The organism is Pseudomonas sp. E1MeOHC2 (assembly GCF_058745025.1).
On the sequence record NZ_CP196675.1, the window covers coordinates 3,991,975 to 4,005,651 of the forward strand.

Consider the following 13,677-nt stretch of genomic DNA (forward strand, 5'->3'; position numbering starts at 1 on the left):
GAGCGACGGCATGACGGATCAATGGGATGCCGGACGACTGGACAGTGACCTCGAGGGTGTCGGTTTCGACACCCTGGCGGTGCGCGCCGGGCAAAACCGTACACCGGAGGCCGAGCACAGCGAAGCGCTGTTTCTGACCTCCAGCTATGTCTTCCGCACGGCCGCCGATGCGGCCGCACGCTTTGCCGGTGAAACCCCGGGCAACGTCTACTCGCGCTACACCAACCCGACCGTGCGTGCCTTCGAGGAGCGCCTGGCGGCCATGGAGGGCGCCGAGCAGGCCGTGGCGACGTCCACTGGCATGGCGGCGATCCTCGCCGTGGTCATGTCGCTGTGCAGCGCCGGTGACCATGTGCTGGTGTCGCAGAGCGTGTTCGGCTCGACCATCAGCCTGTTCGAGAAATACTTCAAGCGCTTCGGCGTCGAGGTGGACTATGTGCCGCTCGTCGACCTGTCGGGTTGGGAAAAGGCCATCAAAGCCAACACCAAGCTGCTGATCGTCGAGTCGCCGTCCAACCCGCTGGCCGAGTTGGTGGATATCACCGCCCTCAGCGAGGTCGCTCACGCGCGTGGCGCCATGCTGGTGGTGGACAACTGCTTCAGCACCCCGGCACTGCAACAGCCGCTCAAGCTGGGTGCCGACATCGTGTTCCACTCGGCAACCAAGTTCATCGACGGCCAGGGCCGTTGCATGGGCGGCGTGGTGGCCGGGCGCAGTGAGCAGATGAAAGAAGTGGTGGGCTTCCTGCGTACCGCAGGCCCGACGCTCAGCCCGTTCAATGCCTGGATCTTCACCAAAGGCCTGGAAACGCTCAAGCTGCGCATGCGTGCGCACTGCGAGAGTGCCCAGCAACTGGCGCAGTGGCTGGAACAGCAGGACGGCATCGAGAAGGTGCATTACGCCGGCCTGCCAAGCCACCCGCAGCACGAACTGGCCAAGCGCCAGATGAGCGGCTTTGGTGCGGTGGTCAGCTTCGAGGTCAAGGGTGGCAAGGAAGGCGCTTGGCGCTTCATCGATGCCACGCGGGTCATCTCGATCACCACCAACCTGGGTGACAGCAAGACGACCATCGCGCACCCGGCCACCACCTCCCACGGCCGTTTGTCGCCGCAGGAGCGCGAGGCTGCGGGTATCCGTGACAGCCTGGTTCGCGTTGCCGTGGGCCTGGAAGACGTGGCTGACTTGCAGGCAGACCTTGCACGTGGGTTGGCGGCACTGTGATCGAAATCAGCGGCGGTAAGCCAGGCCATAATGGCCGGGTAGCCCTGGTAACCGGTGCCGCGCGCGGCATCGGCCTAGGTATCGCCGCCTGGTTGATCTGCGAAGGCTGGCAGGTGGTGCTCACCGACCTTGACCGCCCCCGCGGGTCCAAGGTAGCCAAAGCGCTGGGCGACAACGCCTGGTTCGTGACCATGGATGTGGCCGACGAAGCCCAGGTCAGTGCTGGGGTTTCCGAAGTGCTGGGGCAGTTCGGGCGCTTGGACGCGCTGGTGTGCAACGCGGCAATCGCCAACCCGCACAACCAGACGCTGGAAAGCCTGAGCCTGGCGCAATGGAACCGGGTGCTGGCGGTCAACCTCAATGGCCCGATGTTACTGGCCAAGCATTGCGCGCCGTACCTGCGTGCGCACAATGGGGCGATCGTCAACCTGACCTCGACCCGGGCACGGCAGTCCGAACCGGACACCGAGGCCTATGCGGCAAGCAAAGGCGGCCTGGTGGCATTGACCCATGCCCTGGCCATGAGCCTGGGCCCGGAGATCCGCGTCAATGCGGTGAGCCCGGGTTGGATCGATGCGCGTGACCCTTCCCAGCGCCGTGCCGAACCGTTGACCGAAGCCGACCATGCCCAGCATCCGACCGGCAGGGTAGGGACGGTGGAGGACGTGGCGGCCATGGTGGCCTGGTTGCTGTCGCGCCAAGCGGCGTTTGTCACTGGCCAAGAGTTTGTGGTCGATGGCGGCATGACGCGCAAGATGATCTACACCTGAGCTGTCAGATACCAAGAAGGGGACCGAAAGGTCCCTTTCTTGTTTCTGGTGATTATTCGTCACGCGACCGCTTAGTGTAGGAACAGCATCGATCCAGTGCCCTCGTACAGGCAAACCTCTTTTTTGCCCTTTTTGAAAAAAAATTCAATGGGGGTATTGACTTAGCATCGGTACCTGCGTAAATTTCGCGGCCTCAGCGAAGCAAACGCAACAAGCAACATCGCGGGGGTGATTAGCTCAGCCGGGAGAGCATCTGCCTTACAAGCAGAGGGTCGGCGGTTCGATCCCGTCATCACCCACCACTTCCTGAGCGTTCCTGGTGCAGGAAGCTTCGAAAGAAGCGGATAGCCAGAGAGGGACAAGGCCTGATAAGCCATGACGTAAGTCACTATGCGCAGCGGTAGTTCAGTCGGTTAGAATACCGGCCTGTCACGCCGGGGGTCGCGGGTTCGAGTCCCGTCCGCTGCGCCACTTTTTAGTAACAGATGGGTGCCTAGCACCGGTCTGAGACCAAACGGCAAATATGCCTAAGGTCGATCCCAGTTTCAATCGGGCGCAAGCCTGAACGATACGCAGCGGTAGTTCAGTCGGTTAGAATACCGGCCTGTCACGCCGGGGGTCGCGGGTTCGAGTCCCGTCCGCTGCGCCATCTTCGTTTCGAGGCCCCTTGAACGCCTCGAAGCAACAAAAAGAGCGATCAACGTGTCGCTTTTTTTGTGCCTCTCTTAACTGTGCCCATGGCCGGTAAGTAGAGCAAAAGGTTTCAACCGGGCGCAAGCCCAAGCGATACGCAGCGGTAGTTCAGTCGGTTAGAATACCGGCCTGTCACGCCGGGGGTCGCGGGTTCGAGTCCCGTCCGCTGCGCCATCTTCGCCTCGAGGCCCCTTGAACGCCTCGAAGCAACGTAGAAAGCGACCTTAGGGTCGCTTTTTTCGTTTTCGCCCCCCCCGCGGCCACATTTACACGAAGCTGACAGACTCTTCACGGATGAACGGTTTCAGTGCCCGTGCGCAGTGATGCACAATAGACACCTCTCGACTTACCCGGAATTTGCAATGACCCGATCATCCGTCTTTGGCGCGCTCGGGCTGGCCCTGGTGCTGGCGGGCGTGACCGGTTGTTCCTCGAAAAAAGCCGCCATCTACGAACACGAGAACTTCGATGACTCGGGGACCTTCTCGCGCAGCTTCCCGGTGACCGATGCCGGCTCCTGCGAGGCGGCTCGCCGTGCCTTGCTCAGCCAGGGCTACATCATCACCAGCAGCGGCGCCAACCAGGTGACGGGCAACAAGAGCTTTCAGCAAAACAGCGAAAACCACCTGCAGATCAGCTTCAACGTCACCTGCGCACCGGACGTGAGCGACGACCAGCGTTCGACCATGTTCGCCAACGCCCTACAAGATCGCTACAGCCTGAAGAAATCCAACACCTCCGCCAGCCTTGGTGTGGGCGTGCTGGGGTCGGTGTCGATGCCGATCGGCTCGAGTGATGACTCGATGGTCAAAGTCGCCAGCGAGACGGTGACTGCGGCGCAGTTCTACGACCGCTATTTCGCGCTGGTGCAGAGCTATCTGCCGAAGCCCAAGAAGGTCAGCAAGGCCAAGCCCAAGGTCGAGCCCGAGGTGGCTGCACCCAAGCCTGAAAAGCCAGCGGTTGACCTGGGGCTGCCAGAGCAGACGGCTGTAGCCCCGGTGGCGGCGCCTCTGGCCCCTGTGGCCGAAACTGCGCCAGCGCCTGCTGTGGCTGCCCCTGCCAGCGAGGTGCCGGCTGCGCCCGTGGTGAATGACAGCCACGGATCGCAGCCTGTAGCACCGCCTGCAGAGCCTGCGCCGATACAGGTGCAGCAGCAAGCGCAGCCTGCAGAGGCCGTACCTGCGGCGCTCTGACACATTCCCTGTTACAGACGGGCGGCGATAACGCGCTCGATACCTGCTACGTTTACTTCTCATGAAATTGTCATCATTCCTTCACCCAACCTGCTTAGGTTGAAGGCGACACCTACGAAGACATATGAGAAAAGAGGACGCAGGGCAATGGATGAATATCAGGAAGAGCTGCTCGAATTCCAGGCATACGAACTGGACCCACCGGAACCCGCCGATGACGCTACCGAGCTTTAGCCGGCCTGCCGCTGGCTGCGGCGAAATTCCCCCGGCGTGAGGCCGGTCCAGCGCTTGAATGCGCGCTGGAAAGCCTCTGCCGAAGCAAACCCCAGCAAATAGGCGATCTCGCCGAAAGCCAGCTCCGTGTCACGGATGTAGGTTTCGGCCAGGTCGCGCCGTGTCTCGTTCAACACATCGCGAAAACGCGTGCCTTCTTCAGCGAGCTTGCGCCGCAATGTCCAGGTCGGCAGTTGCAGGCGCAGCGCCACTTCGTCCAGGTCCGGTTCGCGGCCACCATTGAGCAGCGGGCCGAGCAGGTGCGTGATGCGTTCACCCAGGCTGCGCACCCGCGTGCGCTGGAGCAACTCTGCTTCGCACAGTTGCAGCAGGTGTTGCCAGGTGCTCGGGCAATGCTGCGGGTTGGCCGTTTGCAGCGTGGCGCGGCTCAGGCGCAGTTGATTGCCCTCGGCGGCGAACTGCACGGGCGTGCTGCACAGTGCCTGATACTGGGCGGCATAAGGGGGTGCGGCAAATTCGATCTCCAGCCGTTCTGCCTGCAGCACAGTACCCGCCAGGTCGCCCAGTTGTGCCAGCCAGCCGGCGAGCAGTGAATCGACCACGAAGCGGTTGTAGGTGTTGTAGGGGCTGATGGAGTAGAAGCGCAGCCAGGCGCCTTGGGCATCTTCCTGAAAGCGTGAGTGGCCCCGGTAGTTGGCAGCGTACAGCGGCTCGAAGCGCAACAAGGTGCGCGCCGCTTCGCCCAGGGTCGGCGCCTGGGCCGCCGTGATACCCGCAAGGCCTGCATGGGCCAGGCGGCTGAGGCGGCCCATGTGCAGGCCCAGGGCCGGCTCGGCGGACAGCGCGATGGCGGCATGCCCAAGGTGCATGTAGCGAGGGATCGACAAGCGTGCGCCCGCTTCGGCCAGGCGCGCCGCATCAAGGCCATAGCGCTGCAACAGGGGCGCAGGGTCGTGGCCCAGCGCGCGCAAAGCCCCGGCCAGTGGCTGGACGAAACCTACCGACAGATCACCCAGGCGCACGCGGGGGCGGGCCATCAGGTCACAACCACAGGTTCAGCAGGCGGGCGCCATGGCTGGGGTTGCCCGCCAGCAGTTCACCCGACTGATGGGCGAAGCCCTGGCCGTCGCTGGCTTGCTCCCAGAACTGCCCGCGCATGAACACGCTCATGCTGCTGACACCCGCGCCGGCCGTCTGGGTCAGGCGTTGCCAGGCGGTTCGTTCGCTGACTTCGCCACGCTGCAGGGCAAGCTCGGCCGCCGCATCCTGATGGCGATTGCCACGCCACGGCGCCTCCCAGCTGCCTTTGCCGCTGAGAAACACCGGGTTGGCGATCAGCTGTACCGACTGCTGTGCCAGCTGCTGTTGGTTCTCCGGGTACCAGCTGTCACTGCCGACCAGCACGCCCAGGCGTCCGGCAGGGGTTTGCAGTACCTGGAGCGGGTGCTCGCGGCCATCATGGATGTAGCGGCGCATTTCGCTGTCCGGAAATTGCTGACGCTGGGGCTGGCCCAGCAGCGAGCCGTCGCCGGCAAACACCACGCTGCTGTTGTACAGCGGGCCACTGCCCGCGTGCAGCACGCCGTGTTTGACATAAGGGGCCGGGAGCACGATGGAGCCGGCCACCAGGGTGACACCAAACTCCTTGGCCAAGCCACCGAACAGCTGCTGGTAGTCGGCGGCCATCTGCTCGGCCTTCATGCGCAGGTGCGCGTCGGCACGCCAGTCGTCGGCATCGGCGCTCAGCATTGCCAGGCCATAGCGCAGTGGGTTGCTCAGCTCCAGCCATTGCAGGGCCTCGCGGCTCTGCGTGACCTGGTACAGCTCGTTCTTTTCGCCACGTGCCCACAGCCAGGTGCCGATGTGCTCGGGCAGCACCACCACCGTGCGCGGGCCAACCAGCCCCTGCACACGAGCCTGCTGCAGATAGGCCGAGAGCTTGCGGTGCAGGCGCTGAAGGTTTTGGTAGTCACTTGGGTAGAGCAGGGGTTCGACGCCCAGCAGGTTGCCGTGTTCACCCGGCACGCCATGGTTGAGCGCCAGCTCGATGCGCAAGTCGGAAAGGTAATGGCCTTCCGGGCGTTGTTGGGTCCAGAAGCCGTAGCCGCACAGGGCGGCGATGAAGACCAGCGCCAGTGCGCCAGCAAGCAGTTTTCGCATGGAACCGTGTCTATTCAGTTGAAACTGTGACAAGGGTACGAGCAAACCGGCGCCCAGCGGAAGGTCAATTGTGTGATTCACCCTGCTGGGGCCGCGCAGCAGCCCCAGCAGGGGGGGTTAGAACTTTCCGCTCAAGCTCAGCAAGAAGCTGCGTGGCTCACCATACAGGTTGCCGTACCCGGTTGACGACACCGTACTGTAGTACGTTTTGTCGAACAGGTTGTTGGCGTTCAGTGCCAGCGTCCAGTGCTCGTCCAGGTCATACGCGGCGCGCGCCGAATAGATCGCATAGCCGCTTTCGACGAACGCGTAGTCCAGCGAGTCGCTGCCCCCAAGCGGTACCACGGTGCCCGATTCGCTGTGCTCGCTCTGTGCGATCACCCCGGCGCCGAGGCTCAAGGCAGACAGGCGCTGGAAGCGATAGTCGGTCCAGAGCTTGAACAGGTGGCGTGGGGTGTGGGTACTGAAACGGGCATCACCCTCACGCTTGTTCTCGTTGGCGTTGTAGGTGTACCCCATCGCCACCTGCAGCCCAGGCAGGACTTCGCCGTTGAGTTCGATCTCGAAGCCCTGGCTCAGTTGGTATCCATCGCCAACATAGCAACAGGAGGTCACAGAGCCCCATTCACGTGGGAAGTTGGGGTCGGTCTGGCCTTGGCCCTTCTTCTCGATGCGGTACACGGCAAAGCTGGCCAGCAGCCGGCCATCGGCCAACTCGCGCTTGATCCCGACCTCGTAGTTGGTCCCGGTCATTGGCTCCAGGGCTTTGCTGCCCGGTGGCGGGCCTTGCAGCAATGTCGCCTGCGATTTGTAGATTTCCGCATGGCTGGCATACAGGCTGGTGGTTTCGGTGAGGTCATAGACGATGCCGTAGTACGGCACGAACTGGCGGTCTTCATCGATCGAGGTCAGCTTCTGGCCACTTGCGCCCACGTACTCGGTGTCTTCCATGAGGGTGTAGCGACCGCCGATGATCAGCGACAGATCATCCACCGGCCGGATGCGCAGCGAGGTATAGGCGCCGGCCTTGCGCACGTCGGTGCTGGTGTCTGGGAAGCTTTGCGCCGTGGGGAAGCGCTCTGGCAGGGTCGGTGAGAAGATCAGGTCGTCGTAGAGGAAGTTCCAGAAACTGCCACCGCGGCTCTTGAGCTTGCTGCCGTCAACCCCGAAGGTGAGGTCGTGGGTGTGGCCGAAGGCGTCGAACGCACCTTGCAGGTTCAGGTCCACGGTGGTGTTGGTGGTACGAAAATCGTGCTGGTTGTTCCACCACGACCCGCCGGTACCGGTGACCGGGTCGATGGGGTTCTCCAGCTCCACCACGTTCTGCGCGTTGCGGTTGATGTTGTGGCGCACGTTGGCCACGGCTTTCCAGTTGTCGCTCAGTTGCTGATCCAGGCGGGCGAACACGGTGGTGTTCTCGATATCGTTCCAGCTCCACGGCGTGGTCAGGTTGGTGCTGCGTGGCAGGCCAAGGTCGCTGCCGTCGGAGTAACGGCCCAGGGTGTTGCGCACACCCTTGAGGTCATCACGCTGATGGCTGGCGCCAAAGAACAGCAAGGTGTCGTCGCTGGCGTCCAGCTCGAACGACATGTAGTTCAGGTTGCGCTTCTTGTGGTCGTAGTCGACGAAGTTGTGCTTGTCCTCCAGCACCCCCACATAGCGCCCGCGCAGCCGGCCATCCATACCCAGCGGGCCGGTTACATCGAACTCGCCGCGGTAGTTGTCCCAGCTGCCGGCCGAGGTCAGGGTCTTGACCTGCGGTTGCGCCAGCGGGCGTTTGTAGCTGAAGTTGATCACGCCCCCTGGCTCGCCTGCGCCGTACAGGCCATCGGCGCCGCGCAGCAAACCGACGCTGTCGAACTGAGCCAGGTCCTCATAGCGGCTGCTGTCGAGCATGCTGGAGGTGGCACCGCCTTCGTAGCGCACATCGTTGATCTCGAAGCCACGCGATACGTAAGTGTTCTTAGCCCACGCCTCCTTGCGGGTGACGCCGGTCATCTGGTTCATCACCTGGTCCATGTTGCGCAGTTGCTGGTCCTGCAGGCGCTGGTCGGTGATGACGGTCACCGACTGGGGGATTTCGCGCAGCTTCTGCGGGCCTTTGCCGCCCATGGTGGTGGTGCCCGGCGCGTAGCTGCCGGTGTTTTCCGTCGAGGCGCCCAGCCACTGGCTTTCGACATTGGTGGCGGACAGTTCGAGGGGTTGCGAGGTTACGTTGCCGCCGTCCTTGGCAGCCTCCTGTGTCGCGAGTTCCAGGGGTTCGGCGCGTACCACGCCGGTTGGCAGCGCAGCAGCGAGGCCGAGGTAAAGATGCAGCGACAAAGGAGACAGCCGTGTGGGACGGGTTTTGGGCATGAACTCTACATCCAAGTGGTAATTATTGTCGGATGCGAATTATTTACAAATGATTTACGTTTTCAATACGCGGATGAAAATATTTTTACATCTCATGACGAAAGGGCGGGAAGGGCTGTGCAGCATGATCATCAAGTTGTCAGTTTTGATCATTGAGAGCCTTCAAACAGCTGTTTAATGTTGCTGGCAGATAAACGACGGGCCCGCCGACCGGCGAGGTACCCGCATTCCGTGATCACGCCAAATGGGGACCTTCCATGGCTGCCGACCGTTATCCGCACCTGCTCGCACCACTCGACCTGGGCTTCACCACGTTGCGCAACCGCACCCTGATGGGCTCGATGCACACTGGCCTTGAAGAGCGCCCAGGGGGTTTCGAGCGCATGGCGGCCTATTTTGCCGAGCGCGCCCGGGGTGGCGTCGGCCTGATGGTCACCGGCGGAATCGCGCCCAATGACGAGGGCGGTGTCTACTCTGGCGCCGCCAAGCTCAGCACCGAGGAAGAAGCCGACAAGCACCGCATCGTTACCGAGGCCGTGCACGCAGCGGGCGGCAAGATCTGCCTGCAGATCCTGCATGCCGGGCGCTATGCCTACAGCCCACGCCAGGTGGCACCCAGCGCGATCCAGGCACCGATCAACCCGTTCAAGCCCAAGGCACTGGACGAAGAGGGGATCGAGAAACAGATCGCCGACTTCGTCAATTGCGCCAAGCTGGCCCAGCGTGCCGGCTACGACGGCGTCGAGATCATGGGTTCGGAAGGCTACTTCATCAATCAGTTCCTGGCCGCCCACACCAACCACCGGAGCGACCGTTGGGGTGGCAGCTATGAAAACCGCATGCGCCTGGCCGTCGAGATCGTCAGCCGCGTGCGTGAGGCCGTGGGCCCGCGCTTCATCATCATTTTCCGCCTGTCGATGCTCGACCTGGTCGAGGGTGGCAGCACCTGGGACGAAATCGAGCTCCTGGCCAAGGCCATCGAGCAAGCCGGTGCGACGCTCATCAACACCGGTATTGGCTGGCACGAGGCGCGCATTCCGACCATCGCCACCAAAGTGCCACGGGCGGCGTTCAGCAAGGTCACTGCCAAACTGCGTGGCGCAGTGAACATTCCGCTGATTACCACCAACCGCATCAACACCCCGGAAGTGGCCGAGGCGGTGCTCGCCGACGGCGATGCCGACATGGTCTCCATGGCGCGGCCGTTCCTGGCCGATCCAGACTTCGTCAACAAGGCCGCTGCCGGGCATGCTGATCAGATCAACACCTGCATCGGTTGCAACCAGGCCTGCCTGGACCACACCTTTGGCGGCAAGCTGACCAGTTGCCTGGTCAACCCGCGCGCCTGCCACGAGACCGAGCTGAACTACTTGCCAGTGCGCGCCGTGAAGCGCATTGCCGTTGTCGGTGCGGGCCCAGCCGGCCTGGCTGCCGCCACCGTGGCTGCCGAGCGTGGCCACCAGGTGACCCTGTTCGATGGCGCCGGCGAGATCGGCGGGCAGTTCAACGTGGCCAAGCGGGTGCCAGGCAAGGAAGAGTTCTTCGAGACCCTGCGCTACTTCCGCAACAAGCTGAACAGCACTGGCGTGGACCTGCGCCTGAACACCCGCGTCGATGTGCAGGCGCTGGTAGAGGGCGGCTTCGACGAGGTCATCCTGGCCACGGGTATCGCGCCGCGCACGCCAGCAATCCCGGGGGTCGAGCACGCCAAGGTGCTGAGCTACCTGGACGTACTGCTCGAGCGCAAGCCGGTCGGCAAGGCCGTCGCGGTGATCGGCGCGGGCGGTATCGGTTTCGATGTGTCCGAATACCTCGTGCATCAAGGTGTGGCCAGCAGCCAGGACCGTGAGGCGTTCTGGAAAGAGTGGGGCATCGATACCCAACTTGAGGCGCGAGGTGGCGTGGCTGGGGTCAAGGCCGTGCCACACGCGCCGGCACGCCAGGTGTATCTGCTGCAGCGCAAGCAGTCCAAGGTGGGTGACGGCCTGGGCAAGACCACCGGCTGGATCCACCGAGCCGGGCTGAAAAACAAACACGTGCAGATGCTCAATAGCGTTGAATACCTGGGCATTGACGATGCCGGTTTGCACATTCGGGTCGGTGACGGTGAGCCGCAGCTGCTGGCGGTGGACAACGTGGTGATCTGTGCCGGGCAGGAGCCGCTGCGTGAATTGCACGAAGGCTTGTTGGCGGCGGGGCAGTCGGTGCACCTGATTGGTGGCGCGGATGTGGCGGCCGAGCTGGATGCCAAGCGGGCGATCAACCAAGGCTCGCGGTTGGCTGCCGAGCTTTGAGGTAGCCCTTTGAGGTAGCCCTTTGAGATAGCCTGGGGCCGCAAAGCGGCCCCCGGTATTCACTGATAAACTGAAGCCTTCGCTTCAGGCCCCGATCCATGTCTATCGATTTTCTGGACCTCCCCCAGGCTCCCCTGCACCCTCTGAGCCTGCCTTGGCTACAACGCGCCAACGTCGAAGCCGCCATCCTGCGCCTAGACCTGATCGACCCCCTGATCAGTGGCAACAAGTGGTTCAAGCTGCGCCACCACCTCCAGCATGCCCATGATGCCGGTGCCCCTGGCCTGATCAGTCTCGGCGGCAACCACTCCAACCACCTGCACGCCCTGGCCGCCGCAGGCAAACGTTTCGGCTTCGCCACAGCCGGCCTGCTGCGTGGCCATGCCCAGGACACCCCGACCGTGCGCGATCTGCAGGCGCTGGGCATGCAGTTGCACTGGCTTGGCTATGGTGGCTATCGCGCCCGTCATGAAGCGGGGTTCTGGCAACCCTGGCAGGCACGTTACCCCGGCTGGTACTGCATCCCCGAAGGGGGCGGTGGCTTGGCAGGCGCGCAAGGTTGCGGCTTGATCGTCGCCCAGGCGCGTGCGCAATTGGCCGGGATCGGCTGGGACGATTACAGCGCCTGGTGGCTGGCTGTAGGCACCGGCACCACACTGGCTGGCCTGGTGCAGGAAGAGGCCGGTGCGCACGAAGTGCACGGCGCGCTGGCGGTGCCGCGCGATCAGGGTGTGCCGCAGGCAGTGGCTGAGTGGGTCGGTAGCCGTGGTTATCGGCTGCATGATGCCTGTCGGGGCGGCTTTGCCCGGATCGACGACGCGTTATTGGATTTTATCGACGCTTGCGAGCGGGACACTGGCGTACCGCTCGAAGCCCTCTACACCGGCAAGGCCCTGCTGGCGCTGCGCGAGCAGGTCGAGGCCGGCTTGTTCCCGCCCGGCACCCGCCTGATCGTGCTTCACACCGGTGGCCTGCAAGGCCGACGTGGTTACTTGTAGGGCAGCATGCGCAGCAGCGTGTTGTCGCGTTGCACGTAGTGGTGATACAGCCCGGCCAGCGCGTGCAGGCCGATCAGCCAGTAACCCCAGCTGCCGATGCGCTCATGCCAGCCTTTGATGAACTTGGCCTGGTCCGGGTCTGCGCCGATCAGGTGTGGCAGTTCCAGGCCATAGAAGGGCACTGGCTTGTCGGCGGCGCTCAGAATCAGCCAGCCGGCCAGGGGCAGGCCGATCATCAACAGGTACAGCGCCAGGTGCATCAAATGCGCAAGCCCGGTCTGCCAGGCCGGGGGCTTGGGCAGAATGGGCGGGGTAGGGCGGCTAAGGCGCACGGCCAGGCGCAGCCAGACCAGCACGAATACCGTCAGGCCCAGCATGAAGTGCAGATCTTTCATCAGGTTGCGCTCGGCGCTGTCCTTGGGGAACAGGCCGCGAAACTCGATGCAGGCATAGACAACGGCCAGCAGCACCAGCATCAGCCAGTGCAGGGCGATGGACAGGCGCGCGTAATGGGGCGTGGGGGGGGATGAAACCATGGTGGGTCCTCGTCATCAGGTCTAAGGTGGCGCTCTTGGTGGCGCTCAGGGCTAACTGTAACTGCTGGAGGGAATCAATCTTTGCTCTGGGTCGGTGAAAATTGTGTTGCCTGTACCGGCCTCTTCGTGGGCAAGCCCGCTTCCACAGGTGCCCCACTGCTTTCAAGGGCAGTGCTGTACCTGTGGGCGCGGGCTTGCCCGCGAAGAGGCCGGTACGAGCAGAATCATCGCTTGGGCAAAAGTGGCCAGCCATCAGCCACCAGAAACACCCGCTCCATTTCCTGCCAGGCACCGTCGGCTTCCTGTTCCAGCCTGACCAGCATCTGCGCCGGCGCATGCTCATCCAGCCCTGCCAGCCAGGCCCCGAACTGCGCCGCCGTCCAGCACTCATCGGCCTCGGCCCGCGCGGGTGCCAGCCAGGCATTGCGTGGCAAGGGCTGCCAGCGTTCACCTGTGGCCAGTGACCAATCCCGCCGCCGCAACCAGCGCCCGCGCAGGTGCAGCGGGTTGGCGCCTTCAGGCGGGTCTGCAGCCCCAGGCCATGGGTAGAACAGGTAACCCGCCAGCCACAGGTGCGCCTGCACCTGATGAACGCCAAGCCCGACCAGCGCCGCACGGCTCTGGGCGTCACTGGACATGGGCAACTGATGCCCGGCCAGATGCGCCAGCTTGCTGCCCAGGCGGTCGTGGCACCCCGGCCCGAGCCATTGCGCCGGGTCTCGGCCATCGCCGTGGGTGGGCCCCAGGTAAAGTTTGATCGCCAGCTCCAGGTGGTGGGTGCCGTCGGCGTCGCGCAGCAGGATGTCCAGTTCGCCCAGCGTGCGCCCACCTTCGCGGATCGCCAGGTTGGCCGCCAGCAACTCGATACCCGGCGCCTGAGCCAGGGCGAACTGCCAGAGGCTTTCGTAATAAAGCCCCAGGCGCCGACTGGTCAGCCTTGCCAGCCTATCGCGCAGCGGCTGGTCATCGGCATCCAGCGCCTGCAGCCAGGCTTTCAGGCGCTGCGGCTCATCCGCCCAGTCACTGCCTGCCAACGGGTGGCGCTGGGGGCAGGGCGGGGCGCTCAGCAAGGGGGGAGACAGCAGTGTCCAGGCCAGGTCGCGCACGGCAGGGCGGCGCAACTGGCGGGGTACGTCGTGGAGTTCGGCGAAAGGCATCATCCAGCGAGCATAGCCGGTTTGCCGCTGCCCGGTCGTTTCGCCCATAATCGACCCATAGTCAC

10 protein-coding genes and 4 tRNA genes are annotated in these 13,677 nt (G+C 63.6%); 9 read left to right on the plus strand and 5 right to left on the minus strand.

What is annotated here, in order from left to right:
- Positions 1–10: 10 nt before the first annotated feature.
- The 7 genes from ACSSU5_RS18130 to ACSSU5_RS18160 all read left to right on the plus strand — a co-directional run bounded on the left by ACSSU5_RS18130 (position 11) and on the right by ACSSU5_RS18160 (position 3,878).
- Positions 11–1,222: an O-succinylhomoserine sulfhydrylase gene (locus tag ACSSU5_RS18130; RefSeq protein WP_264309676.1), complete on the plus strand. Its 1,212-nt coding sequence runs from the start codon at positions 11–13 to the stop codon at positions 1,220–1,222.
- Positions 1,219–1,992 carry an SDR family oxidoreductase gene (locus ACSSU5_RS18135; protein WP_264309675.1) on the plus strand — a complete coding sequence of 258 codons (774 nt, stop codon included), beginning with the start codon at positions 1,219–1,221 and terminating at the stop codon, positions 1,990–1,992. The genes ACSSU5_RS18130 and ACSSU5_RS18135 overlap by 4 nt, the downstream gene beginning before the upstream one ends.
- 226 nt (positions 1,993–2,218) lie before the next feature.
- Positions 2,219–2,294 (plus strand) — tRNA-Val (locus tag ACSSU5_RS18140).
- Positions 2,295–2,386: 92 nt separating this feature from the next.
- Positions 2,387–2,463, plus strand: a tRNA-Asp gene (locus ACSSU5_RS18145).
- A 101-nt stretch (positions 2,464–2,564) separates the two neighbouring features.
- Positions 2,565–2,641: transfer RNA gene (locus ACSSU5_RS18150), tRNA-Asp, on the plus strand.
- 141 nt (positions 2,642–2,782) lie between these two features.
- Positions 2,783–2,859: transfer RNA gene (locus ACSSU5_RS18155), tRNA-Asp, on the plus strand.
- A 188-nt stretch (positions 2,860–3,047) separates the two neighbouring features.
- The gene (locus tag ACSSU5_RS18160) at positions 3,048–3,878 is read left to right on the plus strand and encodes a DUF2242 domain-containing protein (RefSeq protein ID WP_492559431.1); all 831 of its coding nucleotides are present in this window, start codon (positions 3,048–3,050) and stop codon (positions 3,876–3,878) included.
- 230 nt (positions 3,879–4,108) lie between these two features.
- Here ACSSU5_RS18160 and ACSSU5_RS18165 read toward each other — a convergent pair whose 3' ends face one another.
- From ACSSU5_RS18165 to ACSSU5_RS18175, 3 genes are all read right to left on the minus strand, one after another.
- Complete coding sequence (locus ACSSU5_RS18165; protein WP_264309673.1) at positions 4,109–5,149, minus strand: AraC family transcriptional regulator; 1,041 nt, start codon at positions 5,147–5,149, stop codon at positions 4,109–4,111.
- A gap of 4 nt (positions 5,150–5,153) precedes the next feature.
- On the minus strand, positions 5,154–6,272 hold the full coding sequence (locus ACSSU5_RS18170) for a nitrilase-related carbon-nitrogen hydrolase (protein WP_492559432.1): 1,119 nt from the start codon (positions 6,270–6,272) through the stop codon (positions 5,154–5,156).
- Between the two features lie 117 nt (positions 6,273–6,389).
- Entirely contained in the window at positions 6,390–8,627 is a 2,238-nt protein-coding gene (locus tag ACSSU5_RS18175) for a TonB-dependent siderophore receptor (RefSeq protein ID WP_492559433.1), read from the minus strand.
- Between the two features lie 257 nt (positions 8,628–8,884).
- On the opposite strand from ACSSU5_RS18175, the gene ACSSU5_RS18180 reads away from it, so the two are divergent.
- Both ACSSU5_RS18180 and ACSSU5_RS18185 read left to right on the plus strand, forming a co-directional pair.
- Positions 8,885–10,921, plus strand: coding sequence for an NADPH-dependent 2,4-dienoyl-CoA reductase (locus ACSSU5_RS18180; protein ID WP_264309670.1), 2,037 nt, complete (start codon positions 8,885–8,887; stop codon positions 10,919–10,921).
- A 104-nt stretch (positions 10,922–11,025) separates the two neighbouring features.
- The gene (locus ACSSU5_RS18185; protein WP_492561334.1) at positions 11,026–11,919 is read left to right on the plus strand and encodes a 1-aminocyclopropane-1-carboxylate deaminase/D-cysteine desulfhydrase; all 894 of its coding nucleotides are present in this window, start codon (positions 11,026–11,028) and stop codon (positions 11,917–11,919) included.
- Here ACSSU5_RS18185 and cybB read toward each other — a convergent pair.
- Together cybB and ACSSU5_RS18195 are read right to left on the minus strand one after the other, a co-directional pair.
- Positions 11,910–12,455, minus strand: a complete 546-nt coding sequence (cybB, locus tag ACSSU5_RS18190) for a cytochrome b561 (RefSeq protein ID WP_492559434.1) — start codon at positions 12,453–12,455, stop codon at positions 11,910–11,912. The two genes, ACSSU5_RS18185 and cybB, sit on opposite strands and share 10 nt — an antisense overlap.
- A gap of 224 nt (positions 12,456–12,679) precedes the next feature.
- Positions 12,680–13,660, minus strand: a complete 981-nt coding sequence (locus ACSSU5_RS18195; protein ID WP_492559435.1) for a DUF1853 family protein — start codon at positions 13,658–13,660, stop codon at positions 12,680–12,682.
- Positions 13,661–13,677 lie beyond the last annotated feature (17 nt).

What these genes read in the sequence shown, in the direction of transcription:
- ACSSU5_RS18130 (WP_264309676.1), top strand. Translation starts at nt 11, where the DNA reads ATGACGGATCAATGGGATGCCGGACGACTGGACAGTGACCTCGAGGGT.
- ACSSU5_RS18160 (WP_492559431.1), top strand. Translation starts at nt 3,048, where the DNA reads ATGACCCGATCATCCGTCTTTGGCGCGCTCGGGCTGGCCCTGGTGCTG.
- ACSSU5_RS18165 (WP_264309673.1), bottom strand. Translation starts at nt 5,149, where the DNA reads ATGGCCCGCCCCCGCGTGCGCCTGGGTGATCTGTCGGTAGGTTTCGTC.
- ACSSU5_RS18170 (WP_492559432.1), bottom strand. Translation starts at nt 6,272, where the DNA reads ATGCGAAAACTGCTTGCTGGCGCACTGGCGCTGGTCTTCATCGCCGCC.
- ACSSU5_RS18175 (WP_492559433.1), bottom strand. Translation starts at nt 8,627, where the DNA reads ATGCCCAAAACCCGTCCCACACGGCTGTCTCCTTTGTCGCTGCATCTT.
- ACSSU5_RS18180 (WP_264309670.1), top strand. Translation starts at nt 8,885, where the DNA reads ATGGCTGCCGACCGTTATCCGCACCTGCTCGCACCACTCGACCTGGGC.
- cybB (WP_492559434.1), bottom strand. Translation starts at nt 12,455, where the DNA reads ATGGTTTCATCCCCCCCCACGCCCCATTACGCGCGCCTGTCCATCGCC.
- ACSSU5_RS18195 (WP_492559435.1), bottom strand. Translation starts at nt 13,660, where the DNA reads ATGGGCGAAACGACCGGGCAGCGGCAAACCGGCTATGCTCGCTGGATG.